The organism is Saccharibacillus endophyticus, from assembly GCF_013185185.1.
In the GTDB taxonomy this organism is placed as follows: domain Bacteria; phylum Bacillota; class Bacilli; order Paenibacillales; family Paenibacillaceae; genus Saccharibacillus; species Saccharibacillus endophyticus.
Genome location: NZ_JAAZWE010000007.1, coordinates 58,579 through 78,621, shown reverse-complemented (window position 1 = coordinate 78,621; position 20,043 = coordinate 58,579). Strand labels below are relative to the sequence as shown.

General features: G+C 54.9%; 14 protein-coding genes and 1 CRISPR repeat array (1 of these 15 only partly in view). Of the genes, 4 read left to right on the top strand and 10 right to left on the bottom strand.

Annotated elements, in window-relative coordinates; all coding sequences use genetic code 11:
• The first annotated feature begins 96 nt into the window (after positions 1–96).
• The 4 genes from HRQ63_RS22180 (at position 97) to fucU (ending at position 4,840) form a co-directional block, all read left to right on the top strand.
• On the top strand, positions 97–1,875 hold the full coding sequence (locus HRQ63_RS22180) for an L-fucose isomerase (protein ID WP_172247344.1): 1,779 nt from the start codon (positions 97–99) through the stop codon (positions 1,873–1,875).
• 23 nt (positions 1,876–1,898) lie between these two features.
• Entirely contained in the window at positions 1,899–3,395 is a 1,497-nt protein-coding gene (locus HRQ63_RS22175; RefSeq protein ID WP_172247343.1) for a rhamnulokinase, read from the top strand.
• A gap of 326 nt (positions 3,396–3,721) precedes the next feature.
• Positions 3,722–4,399: a class II aldolase/adducin family protein gene (locus HRQ63_RS22170; RefSeq protein ID WP_172247342.1), complete on the top strand. Its 678-nt coding sequence runs from the start codon at positions 3,722–3,724 to the stop codon at positions 4,397–4,399.
• 18 nt (positions 4,400–4,417) lie between these two features.
• A complete protein-coding gene (fucU, locus tag HRQ63_RS22165) occupies positions 4,418–4,840 on the top strand; it encodes an L-fucose mutarotase (protein ID WP_172247341.1) in 423 nt (140 codons plus the stop codon).
• A gap of 116 nt (positions 4,841–4,956) precedes the next feature.
• On the opposite strand, the gene HRQ63_RS22160 is transcribed toward fucU, so the two are convergent.
• From HRQ63_RS22160 to HRQ63_RS22115, 10 genes are all read right to left on the bottom strand, one after another.
• The gene (locus HRQ63_RS22160) at positions 4,957–6,852 is read right to left on the bottom strand and encodes a hypothetical protein (protein ID WP_172247340.1); all 1,896 of its coding nucleotides are present in this window, start codon (positions 6,850–6,852) and stop codon (positions 4,957–4,959) included.
• 5 nt (positions 6,853–6,857) lie between these two features.
• Positions 6,858–7,802 carry a carbohydrate ABC transporter permease gene (locus HRQ63_RS22155; protein ID WP_172247339.1) on the bottom strand — a complete coding sequence of 315 codons (945 nt, stop codon included), beginning with the start codon at positions 7,800–7,802 and terminating at the stop codon, positions 6,858–6,860.
• 43 nt (positions 7,803–7,845) lie between these two features.
• Positions 7,846–8,793 (bottom strand): ABC transporter permease, encoded by a 948-nt coding sequence (locus HRQ63_RS22150; protein WP_172247338.1) that lies wholly within the window; start codon positions 8,791–8,793, stop codon positions 7,846–7,848.
• Positions 8,794–8,837: 44 nt separating this feature from the next.
• The gene (locus HRQ63_RS22145; protein WP_172247337.1) at positions 8,838–10,487 is read right to left on the bottom strand and encodes a type 2 periplasmic-binding domain-containing protein; all 1,650 of its coding nucleotides are present in this window, start codon (positions 10,485–10,487) and stop codon (positions 8,838–8,840) included.
• A gap of 136 nt (positions 10,488–10,623) precedes the next feature.
• Positions 10,624–12,969 (bottom strand): helix-turn-helix domain-containing protein, encoded by a 2,346-nt coding sequence (locus HRQ63_RS22140; RefSeq protein WP_172247336.1) that lies wholly within the window; start codon positions 12,967–12,969, stop codon positions 10,624–10,626.
• A 163-nt stretch (positions 12,970–13,132) separates the two neighbouring features.
• On the bottom strand, positions 13,133–13,783 hold the full coding sequence (locus HRQ63_RS22135) for a histidine phosphatase family protein (RefSeq protein WP_172247335.1): 651 nt from the start codon (positions 13,781–13,783) through the stop codon (positions 13,133–13,135).
• Positions 13,784–13,814: 31 nt separating this feature from the next.
• On the bottom strand, positions 13,815–14,105 hold the full coding sequence (locus HRQ63_RS22130; protein ID WP_172247334.1) for a putative quinol monooxygenase: 291 nt from the start codon (positions 14,103–14,105) through the stop codon (positions 13,815–13,817).
• A 342-nt stretch (positions 14,106–14,447) separates the two neighbouring features.
• Positions 14,448–15,323: a (2Fe-2S)-binding protein gene (locus HRQ63_RS22125; RefSeq protein ID WP_172247333.1), complete on the bottom strand. Its 876-nt coding sequence runs from the start codon at positions 15,321–15,323 to the stop codon at positions 14,448–14,450.
• Positions 15,324–16,412, bottom strand: coding sequence for an ABC transporter substrate-binding protein (locus tag HRQ63_RS22120; RefSeq protein ID WP_229714142.1), 1,089 nt, complete (start codon positions 16,410–16,412; stop codon positions 15,324–15,326). It abuts the gene before it with no gap.
• Between the two features lie 119 nt (positions 16,413–16,531).
• Positions 16,532–18,169: a helix-turn-helix domain-containing protein gene (locus HRQ63_RS22115; protein WP_172247332.1), complete on the bottom strand. Its 1,638-nt coding sequence runs from the start codon at positions 18,167–18,169 to the stop codon at positions 16,532–16,534.
• A gap of 265 nt (positions 18,170–18,434) precedes the next feature.
• A CRISPR array of direct repeats spans positions 18,435–20,043; the repeat unit is 29 nt; unit sequence CTTCATATCCCACTACGTTCAGATAAAAC; it runs 1,411 nt beyond the window's last position.

Sequence of the window (20,043 nt, the reverse complement as noted above, 5' to 3'; positions counted from 1 at the left end):
TTTCGCAGTGATTCCCGTCTTTTTTGTAAGCGTATACTTATGACGAAAAGCTCTGAATCAAACTATCCTTTGATCCAAATCCCAAGGAGGAACGTTATGTCATCCACCGTTATCAAGCAGTATCCCAAGATCGGAATTCGCCCGACCATCGACGGAAGACGCAGAGGAGTACGGGAGTCGCTGGAGGAGCAGACGATGGGCATGGCGCGGCGCACCGCTGCATTTTTGCGGGAAAACCTGCGTTATCCCGACGGCTCGCCCGTGGAATGCGTGATCGCGGACAGCACGATCGGCGGCGTGGCGGAAGCTTCGGCGGCAGCGGCCAAATTCAAGCGAGAAAACGTCGGCGTGTCCATCACGGTCACGCCTTGCTGGTGTTACGGCTCGGAAACGATGGACATGGACGCTTCGATTCCGCACGCGGTGTGGGGCTTCAACGGCACGGAGCGTCCGGGCGCGGTCTACCTGGCGGCGGTGCTGTCGGCTTACGCGCAAAAAGGCATCCCGGCGTTCGGCATCTACGGCGAAGACGTGCAGGATTCGGGCAGCGAAGAGATTCCGGCGGACGTGCGGACCAAGCTGCTGCGTTTCGCCAAATCCGCTCTCGCCGCCGCCGTCATCCGGGGCAAAGCGTATCTGTCCATGGGCTCCGTCTCGATGGGCATCGCGGGCTCGATCGTGGACGAAACGCTGTTCCAGCACTACTTAGGCATGCGCAACGAATACGTGGACATGTCGGAGTTTATCCGCCGGATCGAGGAAGGCATTTACGACCAGGACGAGTATGCAAAAGCGTTGGCCTGGACCCAAGCAAACTGCAAGCTCGGCGACAACAACAATCCCGAACATCTGATCATCGGCGAAGAGGAACAAGGCAAGCAGTGGGAATTCGTCGTCAAAATGACGCTGATCGCGCGCGACCTCATGGTCGGCAATCCCCGGCTCAAAGAACTGGGCTTCGAGGAAGAGGCAAACGGTCACTTCGCGATCGCGGGCGGGTTCCAGGGACAGCGGCAGTGGACGGACCATTTCCCGAACGGCGACTTCATGGAAACGATCCTCAATTCCTCGTTCGACTGGAACGGGCGCCGCGCTCCTTATATCGTGGCGACCGAGAACGACAGCCTGAACGGCGTCGTCATGCTGTTCAACCATCTGCTGACCGGCACGGCGCAGATTTTCGCGGACGTGCGCACGTTCTGGAGTCCGGCGGCGGTCGAACGCGTGACCGGACATAAGTTGGACGGCGCGGCGGAAGGCGGCCTGCTGCATCTGATCAACTCCGGTTCGGCGGCGCTGGACGGAACCGGCGAGCAGCAGATCGACGGTCGGCCCGCGATCAAGCCGTTCTGGGACGTGACGGACGAAGAAGTATCGCGCACGCTCGAAAAAACGCTGTTCCGTCCGGCTTCGCAGGAATATTTCCGCGGCGGCGGCTTTTCGACGGATTATCTGACGCGCGGCGGCATGCCGGTCACGATGGCCCGCCTGAATCTGGTCAAAGGCCTCGGCCCGGTGCTTCAGTTGGCGGAAGGGTACACGGTCGATCTGCCGGAAGACGTGCACCGCACGCTCGACGAGCGCACCGATCCGACTTGGCCGACGACCTGGTTCGCGCCGAAGTTAACCGGAAAAGGATCGTTCGCCAGCGTCTACGACGTGATGAACAACTGGGGCGCCAACCACGGCGCGATCAGCTACGGACATATCGGCGCCGACCTGATTACGCTCGCCTCTATCCTGCGGATTCCGGTCAGCATGCACAACGTGGAGGAAAAAGACGTTTTCCGTCCGCGCGTCTGGTCGCTGTTCGGCACGGAAAACCCGGAAGCGGCGGATTATGCGGCGTGCCGGAATTTCGGCCCGTTGTATTGAATCGCCGATCGAGGGTAGCGTTTATGGATGAACAAACACGTGCATACGCGGAGTCGGAGAAACCTTCTATTAAAAGAGTGCTTGCGGTCGATCTGGGCGCAAGCTCGGGTCGGGTGATGCTCGCCGCCTTCGACGGCATTCGCTTGGAGCTGCGCGAGATCCACCGTTTCGACAATATGGCGATCGAGGAACGCGGCAGCCTGTACTGGGATGTCGAAGGTCTGCTGAAAGAGATCAAAGTCGGCATTCGTCTCGCCGCCGAGGATCAACCGATTCTCGGCATCGGCGTCGATACCTGGGGCGTCGATTACGGATGGATCGGGCAAGACGGCGCGCTGCTCCGCAAGGCGCACCATTATCGAGATGCCCGAATGGGCAAGCATGCCGCAGAGCTGGAACGCCTTCTTCCGCGAGTCGAGCAATTCAAGCTGACGGGTAACCAACCGGACGTCATCAACACCGTGTATCAACTGTTCTCCGACCTGCAAGAAGCACCGGAGCTGCGCGAACGTGCGTCAAGCATCCTGATGATGCCGGACTTGTTCCATTACGAGCTGTCCGGGGTCAAGGCTTCGGAACGGACGATTTGGAGCACGAGCGGATTGTTGACGGCCGGCGGCAGCGGAGCTGATACCGACGTGTTGACGAGACTGGATATTCCATCGGAGCTGATCGTCCCGATCGTTCCGGCCGGAACCGTACTCGGCGAGCTTCGACCGGATCTGCAAGCCGAGCTGCGCTGCGGACCGATGCGCGTCATAGCCGGGGCATCGCACGATACCGCTTCGGCAGTGGCCTCGGTGCCGTACAAAGCTAGTCTTTCTGCAGAATCGGAACGAAATTCTGAGAGCGCCGCATTTATCAGTTGCGGCACCTGGTCGATTGCGGGTATCGAGACTTCGCGCCCCGTCGTGAGCGAGGCGGCTTTCGAACGCGGATTTACCAATGAAGCTTGTTACGGCGGCGGCAATCGGCTGCTCAAAAATATAACGGGCTTGTGGTTGCTTCAGGAATGCCGCAAGCATTGGAACGCGGAAGGCGAGAACTTCAGCCACACGGACCTCGTATCGCTGGCAGAAGCCGCAGGGCCTGCGGATTCGTGGATCGATCCGAACGATCCGCGCTTTTCCGCTCCGGGCGATATGCCGGAGAGAGTCCGGCAGTACTGCCGGGATACCGGGCAGCCGGTTCCCGATAGTCCCGGCGAAATCGCGCGCCTCGTGCTGGAAAGCCTCGCCGATGCTTACGGCCGGTCGATCGACGAACTGGAAGTCGTCTCCGGCCGCGCCATCGCCGCGGTCCATCTCGTCGGAGGCGGCAGCCGCAACGCGCTGCTCTGCCGCCTGACGGCACAGCGCACCGGCCGCAGCGTTATCTCCGGCCCTGTAGAAGCCAGCGCGGCAGGCAGCGCGCTGATCCAACTCGCCGCATTGGGCGAGCTGGACTTCGCCCGCCGGGCGGACATCATCGAGCGTTCGTTTACGCTTGAACGCTTCGAACCGCACTCACGTACGAACTGAACACGAGCGCTAAAATCAAAATCCACAATTTTAGCGTCGTTGCAATCCTAAGACCATTAACCATCAAATTCGGATCATATCCTGAAGCAGCAAACTACGCCTCTTTAACAAATGCTGCCCATACGCACACCTTTTCGCTTAAATCATGGCTTTTTCAACAAATTTGCTCGTTTCATCCATTTACGCGAGCTTTCTGCTGAAATTGTTGACCAAACGCTTACTTTTTGCGACTTCCGGTCTTTTTTTGTATAAATTGTTGACGAAATAAGCAAATTTCCAACTTCCGCTCGACCCGACCTGATCCAATCGAAAAGGAGAATCAACCCATGACCGATCCTTACACCGTTGTCGATCCCGCCGAACGCGAGCGCCTGCTGCGCCTGCAAATTTGCGATATCGGCCGCAATCTGTTCAATAAAGACTTCATCGCCGCCAATGACGGCAATATTTCCGCCCGCCTGTCCGACAGCGAAATTCTGGCTTCCCCGACCGGCGTCAGCAAAGGCTATCTGGAGCCGCATATGCTGGTAAAGGTCAATCTGGACGGCGAGATCGTCGAAGCATCCGAAGGCTACCGCCCGTCCACCGAGGTCAAAATGCACCTGCGCGTTTACCGCGAACTGCCCGAGATGAAAGGCGTCGTGCATGCCCACCCGCCTTACGCTACCGCTTTCGCGATCAAAGGCGAAGCGCTCGACAAAATGATGATGCCGGAATCCGTCATCGCGATGGGCGATATTCCGCTGGCCGTATACGGCACTCCGTCCACCGAAGAAATTCCGGATTCGATCATGCCTTTTCTCGGCAAAAAAACGGCCGTCCTGCTCGAAAGCCACGGCGCGCTCACTTGGGGCAAAAGCGTGATGGACGCCTACATGAACATGGAGCGTCTCGAATACACCGCCAAACTGACTTTCCTGACGCGCATGATCGACGGCGAACGCGAACTGCCCAAGCATCGCATCGACGAGTTGGTCGCGCTGCGTTCATTTTATGGATTTTAGAACAGGAGAGTTGCCTACATGTTAAAAAAGATTCCCAAAATCCTGTCTCCCGACTTGGTGCATGCCTTGATGAAAATGGGTCACGGCGACGAGATCGTTCTGGCAGACGCCAACTTCCCCGGCCACTCGCTGCATCCGAACGTGATCCGCTGCGACGGCCTCGGTATCCCGCCTCTGCTGGACGCGATCCTGGAACTGCTGCCGCTCGACCCGTACGCCGAACATCAGGCCGCGCTCATGAGCGTCGTGCCCGGCGATCCGGTCGTACCGACCGTCTGGGACACGTATCGCGAGATCGTCGCCCGCCATGACGCCTCGGCCACGCTGGCGTTCGAAGAACGCTTCGCCTTTTACGAACGCGCCAAAAGTGCCTATGCCGTCGTGATGACCGGCGAAGAAGCGCTCTACGGAAATATTATTTTGAAAAAAGGCGTGATCTGAACAGATTTTCGGTTTTGTTTTTCGCGCGAAGCCTTTCTTTTCAACGAAAAAGCCAAACTCTAAGTCGTCCCGGAGACGACCCAAGGTTTGGCTTTTATTCGACGTTCCTCCACTCTTCATTCTGCCTGCTTCGCTCCAAACGTATCCATATCCAGCTTCAGCTTCTGCTCCGTCCCGGCCGCTCGCAGCGTGACCAGCCGATACACGCCGTTCCGGTTGGCGCATTCGAAGTCCAAGGCCGCAATCCCGGTCGTGCTTACCCGATAGACGGTCGTCCCGAGACGGACGTCGGCAAGCCGCGCCGGAGTACGATCTTCCTCCCGTTCCGGTTCCCGTTCTCTTTTCTGCGGCGCGGCGACCTCGCAAACGATATAATCCCCGCCGTTCTCGACCAACAGCGGAACCCGATAATACGCTTCCGGCTTTTCCTCGCCACTGGTCGGCACGATCCGGCACGCAATCTCCAGCCCTCGAGCGGAGAGCGTGTACTTCTCTTCGATCCCGAAGATCCCTTTTTGCGTCAAAGCCGGCCCTGAATACCCGATACGCAGCCTCACCTCCGACGTCTCCGCCCGGTCGACCTCGACTTCGCTTTTCAGCCCGTCGCCCCGCAGTTCAGCCAAAAAAACAAGTTTGCCGTCGGGCGTCCTCCATCCCGGCCCGATGCAGGCATCCGACGAATCTGCTTGTCCGGGCAGCCGATAGGCGGCATTTGCAGCGAAAGGCGCCGACAGCGCGAGCTCGGTCGGCAGCCCTGAACGATGGTAACGTCCCAGCCCGGTCGCGTCGTATCCGGCGCTGCCGCAAAGGTCGATCTGGATCGAACGCCCGGCCGCATTGGCGAAGACGGCATGAAAAGAATCCGAGGTTCCCAAAACGTATCCGCCTGCTTCCGCCGGGCAAATCGCTTCTTCAATCCCGTCATCCGCAGCCAGCCAAGCCATGTAGGCGAAACTGCCCAGGCTGATCATATATTTGGCGTAATGCCCGTACGGCTCCGCGCCGTATTCCGACAGCGGATCGTACTTGTTTTTCAGATGCCGGGGAAGCCCGCCCGCTTCGGGACGCACCCAACGCAAAACGGATCGAACCGCCAGCTTGGCGCTGCGTTTGAACGCTCCGGCTGCTTTGAAATTGCCCAGCTTGGCATAACGCGACGCTTCGTATTCGCAAACTGCCGCGTGCAGCGCTTCGTTAAAGTTGAACTGGCTGCTTCGTCCGCCGTACGGAACTTGCCCCGCAGCCGACTGCATGAAGATCGACATCAACCCTCCCTGCCGGATATTCCGGTCCAACGCTTCGCGGAATTCCCCGCCGTAACCCGATCCGAGCATCAAGCCGATATGGGCCCGAACCGTCAGATCGTACAGCATCGGACTGCCGGGGTCCCGGTACATGCCGTTTTCGTCAAAACGCTCCAGCTGCGCCGGCCAATGCTCGGCAAAATAATCGCGGCTATCGGTCAGTCCTTCCGCTTCGCGCAAATATTCGCCCGCCATATTATAAATATTGATATTGTGCAGCGCTTCTTTGCCGGATACGCGACCGAGTACGGACGCGTAATGGCGCTCCGGCTCGATTTGTCCAAGCTTGTCTTTCCAGCCTGCAAATTTTTCTTGCGGCACCCTTGGTTGCATCGCACGCAGCGCCAGCATCAGCTCTTTTACGGCAAAATCGGTTTCCGGTCCGGCATGTCCGGCGTCGCCGCGTTTCGGCAGATCGTCGCAAGCCCGGTCCATCAAGTCTTCCCACGCCCTCAGTTCTTCCTCTCTTCGTCCCGCGGCGATCAGACCTCCCAGACACGACAAGACCCGGGAGCGGACCTGAAGGCCGTCTTTTTCCGCGTCCGCGCCTGCCTTTTGCCCGAACCGCCAACCGTCCAACGCGCTCTCCATCAAGTCGAGATAGATACTTCGATCCGTCCCGGTCGGTTCAAAATCCGCAGGCGTCTCCAACTGGTTCAGCTTGCGCAGCAGACCGTCCGGACACGTGCCTTGCATTCGTTTGTTCATCCGGTTCATCCTTTCAACGATCCGATCATGACGCCTTTGACGAAATATTTTTGAATGAACGGATACACGCACAGAATCGGCAGCGTCGCCACGACGATCAACGCGTACTTGAGCACGGCCGCCGCCTGCACGTTCGCCTGCTGAAGCTCGGGGTCCATGATCATGCTCACGTCTACTTGATTCATGATCAGAATTTCCCGCAAAATGACTTGCAGCGGATAAAGCGAACGGTCGTTCAAATACATCAGGGCATTGAAATACGCGTTCCAGTGGCCGACGGCCGAGAACAGCGTAATCACCGCGATGACCGCTTTGGACAACGGCAGCACGAAGGAGAAAAAGAAGCGGATATCGCTGCATCCGTCCATGCTCGTCGCCTCGACCAACTCGCCGGGAATCGAAGATTGGATAAACGTCCGGGCGATAATCATGTTGTATACGGACAAAGCGCCCGGAAGCACCATCGCCCACATCGTATCGATCAGGTGCAAATTGCGCATCAGCATGTAAAAAGGAATCAATCCGCCGCTGAAAAACATGGTGAACGTGAACAAAATCATGAAAAAGTTACGGCCTCTAAGCCCCGGTCTCGACAGCGCGTACGCGCATGTCATCACGACGGTAACATTGATGAACGTCCCGAGTATCGTATACAAAAACGTGTTGCCGTACGAACGCAGAATGTCTTTGTTTTTGAACACGGCCTGGTAGCCTTCCAAACTGATATCGACCGGCCATAGCAGCACCTGTCCCGAAGAGACGGCCGTGCCTGACGAAAACGAGGCCGACAGTACGTAAATTAACGGATAAGCCACGGCGATCAGGATGCTGGTTAAAATGATGCCGGAAAACACGTAATAGATTTTGTCCGAAGTCGGATGGGTGGAAAACTTGACCTTTTTGGCTCCGCTTTCGGCTTTCGACGTTGGTTTTGCCCGAGCTGTGCCCATACCGTTCCTCCTTTGCTTCTTTGCCCGGAAAAGGCTGCGGCATTTACCACAAGCTTGCGTTCCCCATCCGTTTGGCGGCGAAATTGACGATAATCAACAGCACGAAATTGATCACGGAATTGAACAACCCGATCGCCGTCGCGAAGGAAAAGTCGCCTGCGCCGATGGTCAATCCGACCTTATACACGTACGTCGAAATCACTTCGCTGCTGGAAAGATTCAGATCGTTTTGCATCAGAAAGACTTTTTCGAAGCCGATATCCATCAGATTCCCGACTGCCAAAATCAACATGATCGTGGCCGTGGGCAAAATGGACGGGAAGTCGATATGCCGCACCCGCTGAAGCCTGGAAGCCCCGTCGATCTGAGCCGCTTCATGCAAATGCTCGTCGACCGACGACAGCGCGGCGATATAGATGATGCTGCTCCAGCCGATGCCTTGCCAGATCCCCGACCATACGTACAGATGCGGAAACAGATCGGGATTCGCGAACGCGTCGGGCATCACGTTTCCGGTAAAAAAGGTATACAGCGAACCGAAAGCGCCCGTTCTCGGGTTAAAGATTTGCACCAGCATTCCGACGATCACGACGGTGGAAATGAAGTGCGGCATATACGAGACCGACTGCACGATCTTTTTGAATTTTTGCCCGATGAACGAATTCAGCACCAGCGCGAACAAGATCGGCAGCGGAAACGAAATGACCAGGCTGTACAGCGAGAGCAGCAGCGTATTGCGAATGATCGTCCAGAATTGATACGATTCGAAAAAACGGCTGAAATTGTCCAGTCCGACCCATTCGCTGCCCCAGATGCCTTTGGTGAAGTCGTATTCCTTGAACGCGATTTGCACGCCGGCCATCGGAACGTAAGCGAATATGACGATATAGACGACGGCGGGCAGCAGGAACAGATAAAGCTGCCAACCGGATCTGATGCTTTTTTTCGAACCGTTTTTCGCCCGGCCCGACGGCAAAGGTTGGGATCTCATAAGTGTCCTCCTGTTCCGGTCCCCGTGGACCTGTTAGGTCACGGTCATTGAGCTTGCGATCGGTCATACGCCGCTTGAGCCGCTTCCAGATAAACGTCCAGCCCCATCTTGTTCAGTTCTTCCATGTAGGCGTCCCATTGCGACATCGGGCGGTTGCCGGTGATAAACGCGACGGCGCTCTCGTTGACATAGTTGTCGATCGCCGTTTTGCTGTCCGCGACCTGCTTCAACTCGTCCGGCGTGTAGCTGAGTTTGGAGATCGATTCTTCGGGAAACGCCGTTACGTATCCGTCCGCGTAGGCGGGCTGCCAGTTGGGCGCCGCGGCGGCGGCGTCCTTTTTCATGTTGGAAGCCGAATTGTTGGTCTCCAAAGAGCGGTAAGCCGGATTCGCGTCGTTCCAATTTTTGTTTTGCGGATTGTTCCAGATGCCCGGATTCAGATCCGCCAACCGGGTCGGAATGCCTTCCGTTTCTTCGAACGGACCGAGATACTGCGCCGTGATCGACGGATCGTCGCTCCAGTCCACGTCTTTTTCGCCGTAACGGCTGACTTTGGACATTTCCGGATCAAGCAAATAATCGCCGACTTTGAAAGCCAGTTCCGGGTCGGCCGCATCTTTCGTTATAAACCAGAGCGGCGTCGGCATCGACGGGCTGTAAGGCGTTGCGGAGAATCCGGCAGGGCCTTTGACCGGCGCAAGCAGCGTCATATGGTTCTCCAACTCCGCTCCGAACGCGCTGTAGCTTCCGGCCGGAACGACGCCCGCCATGCCGCCCTGCACGTTGATGAGCGCCTTCATCTGCGTCTCGTCCTGGGTGAACGACAACGGGGAGAGCAGCCCTTCGGCGACCAGCCGGTTCATGTACTCCAGACCTTCTTTCCATTCCGGCTGCGTGAACGAAGGGAAAATTTTGCCGTCCTCCACGTTCAGATATCCTTTCGCCGGATCGGCATACAAGAACGCGTTCATCAAGAACACGCGCACGTTCTGCGACCAGCCGTTCGTGGAGCCGACCATGCCGATTTCGTCTTTTTTGCCGTTGCCGTTAGGGTCCTGCTCGGCAAACGCTTTCAATACGCGATGCAGTTCGTCTGTCGTACGCGGCGTTTCCAGATTCAGCTTGTCCAGCCAATCGGCATTGATCCACGCCCGGTTGGAGCCTTCGTTCCACTCGTATACGTTGTGGCGCGGCAGCGAATAGACGCTTCCGTCCGCCAGCTTCATCGCGTTGTACACGAAATCTTTGTCCGGGATCGCGTTGAAGTTGGGCGCAAGCTCGGCGTTATTCAGATAATCGTCCTGTTTGATGAACACGCCTTTGGCCGCGTAATCATAGATCGTCGACTCGTTCAGATACACATTGATCACGTCGGGAAGCTTCGAGCCGGACGATACCATCAAAGACAGCTTGGTGATCGCTTCCTCCGCCTGGCTCGGCAGTTCCATGAATTGCAGGTCCACGTTCATCGCTTCTTCGATCCGCTTGGTGTAATGGTTGGTCTCGTAATCTTCGACGTTGGGATTAGCCTGTACCGCAACCGTAATAATCGGACGCCCGTCTTCGCCTACGGCCGGCGCCGCTTCCTGCCCGCTGCCCGAAGCGCAGGCCGACAGCAGCGTTCCCGCCAAGATCAAAGCCAGAGCCGATGCCGTTCCTTTTCGCCATGCCTCATATCTCGTTCGTATGCTCAACTTGTGTTCCTCCCTTTTGAATGGAATCGCTTACAAATTCAATGTAGACAATGTTTCCGCTTTGAGGAACCGGCACTATTGTCATCCCTGTCGCATCGTCCGATCCGGGCACTGGCAATTTCTTTCCGACCTGTCATTACGTAAGTTTGCGGTGCGTTTCTTTCCAGCTCGACGGCGTGACGCCGTGTTTTTTGGAGAAAGCGCGGTAAAAGGTATTTTCGCTGCCGAAGCCGCATTTTTTCAAAATGGCGCTGTTCGGCTCGTCGGTCTGCATCAGCAGACGCTCGGCTTTGTCCAGACGAAGCTCCTCGATATATTTGCCCAAGCTTTTGCCGGTCTGCTCTTTCACGAATGAAAACACGTATTTCTCCGACAGCATCAATTCCCCGGCAATCTTTCCCGCAGACAGCGACGAGTCCCCGTAGTTCTCTGCGACGTAATTCAAAATATCCGCTTTCAATCGGTCGTTGTTGCTTTTTTTTCGACCGATCACCGACCTGCATAGCTCCAGAGCGGTTTGCTCCAGTTGGTCGAAAAGCTTGAATACGTCTTTCGTTTGGTCATATTCGGGGAGAGCCTCTACCTTCGTTTCTTCTTTATATCCGTTGCCGAGACGCATCACTTTGTGGGCATTGGACACGGTTTGCCTGACGGTAAAGAAAATTTGCAGCCGTTCTTGTTCGGTTCGCGCATGGTCGGCCATCTGAGTCGACGCATCGGCAAAAATCTGTTCCGTGCCGCGCTCTTCTCCCGCAATCAACGCATCATGCAGCTTGAGCGGGATCGTATGGTCGAATTCCGGCCCGCCTTCCCCGCTGCCCGACCGCTCAAAAACATGCACGCCGCTGGAGATTCCGTTCTCATGAAGCGACAACGCGCATTGCGCCTGTTCATACGCCGGTCTGGCTTGCTTCAATCCGCTTCCCATCCCGCTCAAGCCGATATTGATGATCGAGCTCGATGGAACATCGCGGCCCAACGTCCGCAGCATATCGGATAATCGGTCTCCGAGCTCCTGAACAGAGCCTTTTTCCTCCGATTTGCCGAACAGCACGAATACCGCTTCGTTTGCATGAAAGTGAAGCGCCAGCACGCCGTAATCCGACAGCGTCCGCAGCACTTTTTCCAACTCGATACCTGGATTAGGCCGCAACGAAGCGGGGGTCGCCTCATCTCGCTCTTCTCTGTTCTCCTCCGTGCTCCACCTCGCCTTGGCTATGCAAAACCTTTCGAACGTATCGCCGAAACAATCGATCGCTTCTTCCAACTCGCGCTGCGTATGCACGCCTAGCACCAGCAGATTTTTCAGTACCGAATAGCGAATCGAACGGTTCAATGCTTCGATTCGTCCCAGCTGTTCTTCATTGATCGAACGAATACGCGTGAATGCGCGATCCATGTATTTGTATTCGTTCAGCGTCGTAAAATTCACCTGGCTCAACGTTCCCGCCGCTTCCACCAACTTCCGGAGCGTCAACGTTTCGCGCATGGAGAACAGGACGGCCAGCAGCACGACGACGACCGCGCCCGCAGCCGCATACGTCGCCACCAGTTCCATCAGCGCATCGATATTGGTCTCGAATGTGCTGGAAGGAATCGCGACGACGACGCGAATGCCCAACTGAGTACTTGCGTCGCTCAGCGTCACGTATTGCCGCGAGTTCAGCTCGATCGCGCCTTCCTTCGGACTGCCTGTGGATGCTTGTTTGGTCAAAACTTCTTGTAGAGTATCGGCTTGCGACGCGCTCGCTTCGCTCCCTTTTGCCAACAACAGATTGCCGTCCAGGTCGGTCAGGTATACCTGATGATCGCGAAGCTGTTCCTCATACAGCAGCAGCTTCGCGATATCTTCCGTGTTGATGTCGATCGCCAGCACGCTTTTGACATCCAGCGCATTATAGTAGGAATTGTTGATCAGCACCGTCATTGCCTGAAAGTCGTGCCTGCTGTAATAAGAGGAGTGAACCGCCTTGGACGGCAGGATACGAAAAACGTCCGTTTTGCCGAACAACATCGTTTTCCATTCCTGTGCGGTCATGCCCGGATAGCGGTAATAACGCCGGTAAACATCGTCCGCGTTATCCGAAGACAGCGAATTGGATACGAAAACCGGATTGTCGCGAAACGCGATATAAGCATTCGAGAACAGATCCTGCGTCAGCGACAAGCTTTTCAGCTTGGTTTGCAGACGTTCGAAGTCGTAATAATAAGCACTGGAAGGCTCGCCTTGCAAAAAGAACAGCCGTTTGAAACTTTCTTCCTGTCTGAGCAGATTCGCGATCTCTTGCGCTCGCAGCACCTGCCGTTCCAACGCCCCGATTCCGTCTTCCAACCGAGCCGAACTTTTTTCGATCGTCAGCCGCTTGGCCAAATCATACGATTTGACATACAACGGAGCCATCATCAGAATGAGTATAGCCAAGATCAGAAAGTACTTAATCAACCGTTTGAAAAAGAGGATACTCGTCTTGTTGCGCTGCATCCGTCCGGCCCCCTCTTGCCCGTTCTTTTTTTGTAATCGTTTGCAAAAAAGTGTAAAGCAAACGACGCCGAAGTTAAACCTTCAATTTCTCCGGCACTGTCAGAGAGTCGGAAAACGCTCGGAACGCCAACAAAAAAAGGACGGCCGCAGCCGTCCTTAACGATTATTGGTTAAAACAAACCATTCCGTACTCTTGATCCACATGCTGCAAGATCGTGATGCTCGCGTTGCGGATCTCGACCGAAGCGTCCACTTCCTCGCACAGTTGGCTGACGATATTGCGGATGGTGTTGCCGTGCGAAACGATCAGGATATTGGCATCGTCCTCGTAATCGAGACCGACGACTTCTTCCAACCCGCCTTGGATGCGCGTCCATAGTTCGTCGAAGCTTTCCGCGTGGCCGTAAGGGTCCGCCTTTTTGATCAGGTCCGCGACTTCCTTGACCGTGAATTGTCGGCGCAGCTCGTCGAAGCTTCCGATGCCGCCCACTTCCGCGATCTGCTTCAGCGCCACTTGGGAATACTCGCCCTCGAAGCCGCCGAAAAACGTTTCGCGAAAAGCTTTGGTCCGCTTGATCAAGGGAACCGGATGCTTGTTTTCCTTCAAAATAATTTCTGCCGTCTCCAGCGTTCTCCCCGAATCGCTCGTGTAAACGTGGGCGAAGACGGTATCCGCCAGCTTTTCCCCCGTCGCGACCGCCACAACCTTGCCTTCTTCCGTCAGCGGACTGTCCGCCCATCCCTGCATTCTTTTATAGCGATTGAGATACGTCTCGCCGTGCCGAATCAGATACAAATTAACCTTTTTCCCCATGATCTAGCCCCCTGTATGATGAGTTCTCGGTCTAAACGTCCGCCGCAGTGAATTTCTCGGCCTTCAGCGGCAGGGCAAAGAAGTCGGTCGAAACTTTAAAGAAGCCGGTAAAATGCGACGAGGCATTATGGCGATCCACCGCATCTTGGTCCGCCCAGACTTCGATCATCGTGAACCGGTTGAGATTCGCCACGTCTTGGGTCAGCGTATAGCGCAGACAACCTTCTTCGGCTTGCGATCCGGCTACGAGCGGTTGAACCGTTTGAAGAAAAGCTTCCCTTTTCTCCGGCTTGATCTGCATATCGGCGTGAATAACAATCATCGAACATCCTCCTTCGCGAATAAAGCGCTGCCGGGCCGAGATTTTTCCGAACCGGTCTATGTGGTTAGCTTAACACAGAATGGGGTGGGGGGGTGAAGCTCGGGGGCTGCGGGGAAAATTCGTTCAAGGCGCTGTCTCACTCATAAAGCCTTCGGCTTTACGAGTTCAAAGGCGTCTTTCACTGAATTTCTCCCTTCGCTTATGCTTCACCGTTTTTGGGGTTATAAAAATCTACTTCTTCACATACAAAATCAAGAACGCGCATCGATTGAATACCGATGCGCGTTGGATGTCTGGTTTTTCGTTTCAAAAGGGAACATTTTAAAGTTTAATGCGTCTCTTTTATCCGCTGCCGATCTTGGGACAGCTCTCGCAGTAGCCGTGCGAATGCCCTCCGGGTGACGTGCGATAAGCTTGGCAGCAGTATCGGCGCATCAGCAGCGGGCGATTCGGCGGGCTTTCTTCGGCCCGGCGAAAGTTTGCATGGAAGGCTGCATTTTCCGGGCGACTCAAGGCTTCGCGATCCGCTGCAATGAGGGCTGCGCGGCCGCGCGGTCGAAAGTCCGGATGGGCCGCCTCGGCTTGCAGTCCGGCGTACAGCATATGCACCTGATGCAGGACGAGCGAGCGGAGCACTTTGTTATGGGCACGCGTGATTGAGCTTACCGCGTCGAGTATCGTGCTGAAATGTTCGTCGATGCGTCGGGCGTAAACGGAGAAACCGGATCGCGCTTCGGACGAAGGCAATCTTTTACGCCCGGCATCCATAAGTTCGGCCGGATTTGCAAACTGCGAATCGTGCCGGACCAGGTAGGCCATGGTTCCGCCCTGTTCAAGCCGGATGCGGGTATCGCTTAAGTCTGCCGATATCGGGACATCGTATAACGTGTAGGCCGCGAACATTCCTGCGATCAGCACCGAATAGCGTTTGGCAAACAAGGTTCCCGTTACGTCCGAAGATACGTCGCCAAGCTGCCGCGATTGCAGAGCAAGGACCTCGTAAAGAATGACCGGGTCAAGCAGATCCACGGCAGCATAAGGAAAAAGCGTACGGGAATCGGCTAAGGTCGCGTTTGTCGTCTGAAGCTCTCCGCTTTCGCTCAATCGATCCCAATCCTCTTCCGACTCGATCCACACCACCGCAAAGTGCCGGCGCAGCAGCCTTTTAAGCTCTTGCAGGAAGTCTCCGTCCTTTTGTCCCGTTCGTCTTACGTTCATCTATTCGACCAGCTTCCGTATGTCCTCGAGGATCTCCGTTCGGCCCAGCACGCCCCAGCCTTTGAACAGCCAGAAGGAGTCCGTTTCGTAGACCTGCTCCTGCTGCACGGCCGGAACGTCTTTCCAGATCGAACTTTCCTGAGCTTGCGCGAGGAAGTCTCCGCCGTTCGGATCGACCTCGAGAATGAGACGGTTCGCATCCAGGTCGGCTACGCCTTCAAGCGACAGGTCCTCGCGATGCTCGACGGGCGTAATGGAAGACGGTTCGAAGCCAAGGTCGCGGTACAATAAGGCGTTCGTCGGATGACCGTTTTGCCCATAGATTTGGAACAGTTTCTCGCGTACGCGCACATAGGCCAGTTTACGGTTTTCCGACTTCTCGACCAATGCTTTGACTTCGGCCGTTTTCTTCTTCAGTTCGTCGATTTTGCTTTGAGCGACTTCCGTCTTATCGTACATCTCCGCAACCTTCAGCAGATCCTCGGTCCAGAAATCCGGGTCCTCGTCGTAGTCTTTCCACTCGTTACCCAGCACAATCGTCGGCGCGATCTTGTTCAACTGCTCGTAGCTGGTTTCGGCCGTACGGCTTTCGACCAGGATGACATCCGGATTCAATTGCAGGATGGCTTCCAGATTCGGGGTATCCGCCGATCCGACGACCGCTACGCCTTCCAGCTCGTCCGCCAAATAAGGGAGATAGTCGCCGCCGTAACGTTCTTCGTTGTTGACGCCGACCGGCTTCTCGCCGATGGTCAGCATATGGTCGATGTAAGCAGCGGACAAAGCCACGACGCGCTGCGGCTGCATCGCGATCTCGGCTGTGCCTTTTAAATGGGTAATCGAACGCAATCCGGTATCCGTACTTTCTGTCGAAGCGGCAGGCGTCGCAGTCTCGGCAGCCGCTGTAGTCGCAGGTGCCTCGGTCGTTGCCGCGGATTGGGATTGCGCGCCGCAAGCCGCCAGAAACAGCATCATTGCCAATAAACCGATCAGGGTCAATGCAGCGCGCATATGTCGCATTTTGCGAGTTGGCGATTGCGTATTCCTATTATTATTCTTCCTTTTTTCTTCCCAAGCTTTCTCTCTCATGTATAAGCTCCCCCTAAGTCATTGATAATCATTATCACTATCTTAGAGAAGAAAAGCCGCTTACTCCATGGACGTTATCGCCGAGTTCACGTGGACAAATTCACCCGACTCTCTTAAAGTCAACGTTTCCCGGCGTCAGCAGAACCCATGAGCTTTTCAAAAACATCGTGCATGACTTCCAATCTGCCCGAAGGTCCGAGCGTTTTGAGCAGGAAATCGTCAGCGTCATAGATCCGGCCTTCCCGTACGGCTTTCAAAGCTTTCCATTCCTCCGAAGCCGCGATCACGCGCATTCTTCCGGCGGCTTCCGGCGTAGGCTCAATCGCGATAAAAAGGCAGTCCGCGTCGAATTGGGACAACTGCTCCTGACTGACGGTCAGCGCCCATTCTCCGTCGGGGAAGCTTGTCGGAAGCTCCATGCCCAGATCGTCGTACAGCAAATCGCCGGTCTGGTTCAGCCGCCCGTATACCCGGCACAAAGTCGCGCCGACTCGGATATAGTATGCCGTCAGAGGCCGTCCGTGTTTGGCAATCAACTGCTGCCGCAGCACCATCCCCGCTTCCGTATAACGCTGAATCCAGTTCTCGGCTTCTTCCTCCTTGCCTACGATCTCCGCCATTCGCCGAAGCTGGCGCGGGAGATCATGCGTGTAGGGGATGGTAACGGTCGGCGCGATCCGGTCCAGTCTAATGTCCGATTCCACGCGGCTGCTGGTGAGAATCAGATCAGGCTTGGCCCGGCGAAGAGACGCATAGCTGAAATCCGAACCGTCCAGCCATACCGTACCGGGACTTTTTTGCATGGTTCGTTCCGAAACTGCTGCCGAACGGTCTTGGCGGCTCGTCTTCTCAAGTGCCGCCACCGGCTGCAAACCAAGCGTGCGCAAATAATCGTCCAACCCGTAGTAGGCTGCCGCGATGCGCCGATCGGGATGCTTCATATAGAAAGCCGGAGCGATTCCTTCTGCTTTTTTAAAAGCCCGACTGAAATAATGCTCGTCCCGGTAGCCTACGCTCCGCGCGACCGTCTTGATCTTATCGGTTGAAAAAAGCAGCTGACGCGCTTTCCACATCCGCAGACGCAGCAGATATTGCGTGGGTGTTCGGCCTGTTTTGGACTTGAACGTGCGGATAAAATGGTTCATGCTCATTCCCGCGAGAGCGGCCAGTTCGGAAACGCCGAGTTCGCGCGCATAATGCTCGGACATATAATCCAGTACCGGGCCGATTCCGGACAGAGTGCCGGAAGCTCCCGAATTCCGCTCGTGGGTTCGCTCTGCATTCGCTTCGTTTCGAAGCTGGTTCAGAGTTAAATAACCGGATAGCCAGCGATGCAGCGCATGCTTCAACTCCAAGCGATCGCGCGGCGGCGGTTCGCTTGCCATACCCGGAATTCTCTCCTGCTGCTGGATCTCTTGCTTCAAGCGCCCGGCCGGAGGAAGTTCCGCCTCTACCGCCAACCACTGTCCGCCAAAACGCTCCATGCGCCGACAAGAAAAAAGCAGCAGCGAGCAGCGGAATCCATCTCCCCAATGTCCGCCCACCTCCGTACCCGGCGCAATCCAGAAACGATCGCCCGCCTCGGCTGGATGCAAACGCCCGTCAAGCGATAATGTAATTTGGCCGCCTTCGACAACCAGCAATCCGGCGCGATCCCAAGCTTTCGGCTGGAATGAACCCTCCCCATACCACTCCGGCTGGCATAAGCGGATGGAGGGGAAGATCAGGCGGTCGGGTCGGCTTTTGTTAAGGTTCATTTTTTTCACCCCAGATTCCAAGCTGGTCAATATCAACCCATTTATATTCACTCCACTTGCCTACCTAATATGTAAAGCTAACATCATTTAGTGTTGACAAGGTACTCACTTATTATAGCTATTACAATATTTGAAGAATCAAAATGATTTCTTCATATCTCAACCAACTTGATGAACAGTGTCTAGCAGATTTTATCGCTTTTCATATCTCACTATGTTCAGATAAAATTGGAGATAAACCAAACCGCCCGGCACATCCAGGCAACTTCATAACCCTCTATGTTCAAATAAAACGTTGCCGAGATAGGCGCGGCGATGCTTTGCGGAGTATGCTTCATATCCCACTACGTTCAAATAAAACGGCAAAGACTCGAGTTCTCCGATCAGCTGCAAAGTCCTTCATATCCCATTACGTTCAAATAAAACTTGATCGAGGACGTTGGCCGTATCTGGGACGACATGCTTCATATCCCGCTACGTTTAAATAAAACTGGGAGCCTTCCCTTTTTCCAAGCTGCCGATCCGGCCTTCATATTCCACTACATTCAGATAAAACGATGCCAAGCGAGAGAAGGTGCGGAACGTCTCGGACCTTCATATCCCACTACTTTAAGATAAAACGAATACGGATGTAGTCAAGTTGTCACCACCATTTAACTTCATATCCCACTACGTTCAGATAAAACCTCCTTGCTTTGAAAATCAAGATTGTATTCGCCATTCTTCATATCCCACTACGTTCAGATAAAACAAAGCAGCTCGGCAGCGCGCTTGATACGGGCATTGCTTCATATCCCACTACTCCCACTACGTTCAGATAAAACCTGGCACGCGCCAGCGGGGCCGTTTTTGCGTTTAAGACTTCATATCCCACTACTTTCAGATAAAACTCTCCCCGAGAGTTATTGCGCTGACCGGATTATACAGCTTCATATCCCACTACGTTCAGATAAAACAATTGATCGAAGTCGTAGGTTGTGACGCCCAATCTAGCTTCATATCCCACTAAGTTCAGATAAAACCGAGAGTAACCACGTTATCTTTATGTCCAAGCCCTTCATATCCCACTACGTTCAGATAAAACGCGGATCGATTTTTCGACGATGTCCGAACCACCTGTCTTCATATCCCACTACGTTCAGATAAAACCGCTCCTGCGTTGCCGACAAGGCGCACAAGTTCCGTCTTCATATCCCACTACGTTCAGATAAAACTTTTCTTTGCCCATCGTTTTCTTCTCTTCAGGAAGACTTCATATCCCACTACGTTCAGATAAAACCATCCTCAGCGAGTACACGCCGATCCGGATGTACGTCTTCATATCCCACTACGTTCAGATAAAACCGTCACGATCGCGTTATGATCGGTGGCTGTAACGGTCTTCATATCCCACTACGTTCAGATAAAACGTTAAGCGGGTCTGGAAAATAAGTTTGAGCAAAGAGCTTCATATCCCACTACGTTCAGATAAAACCCGAGGTCCGGGCCACTCTTGATTCTATCATGGAACTTCATATCCCACTACGTTCAGATAAAACAGAAACCTAAAACGCCGGTCCAGATATCCGAAATCGCTTCATATCCCACTACGTTCAGATAAAACGAGCAGCGCGCGGCATCCGTTGACGGTATTGTCCGTGCTTCATATCCCACTACGTTCAGATAAAACGGGCGATCAGACTCAGATCGAAGCGTGTGGTTTGTACTTCATATCCCACTACGTTCAGATAAAACGCGGAAGCGCGCCGGACCGGTACCCGGCTGCCGGACTTCATATCCCACTACGTTCAGATAAAACTCTTTTTCAATACTTAGTAGTGTCGGATTATCCAGCTTCATATCCCACTACGTTCAGATAAAACACTGACACTTAC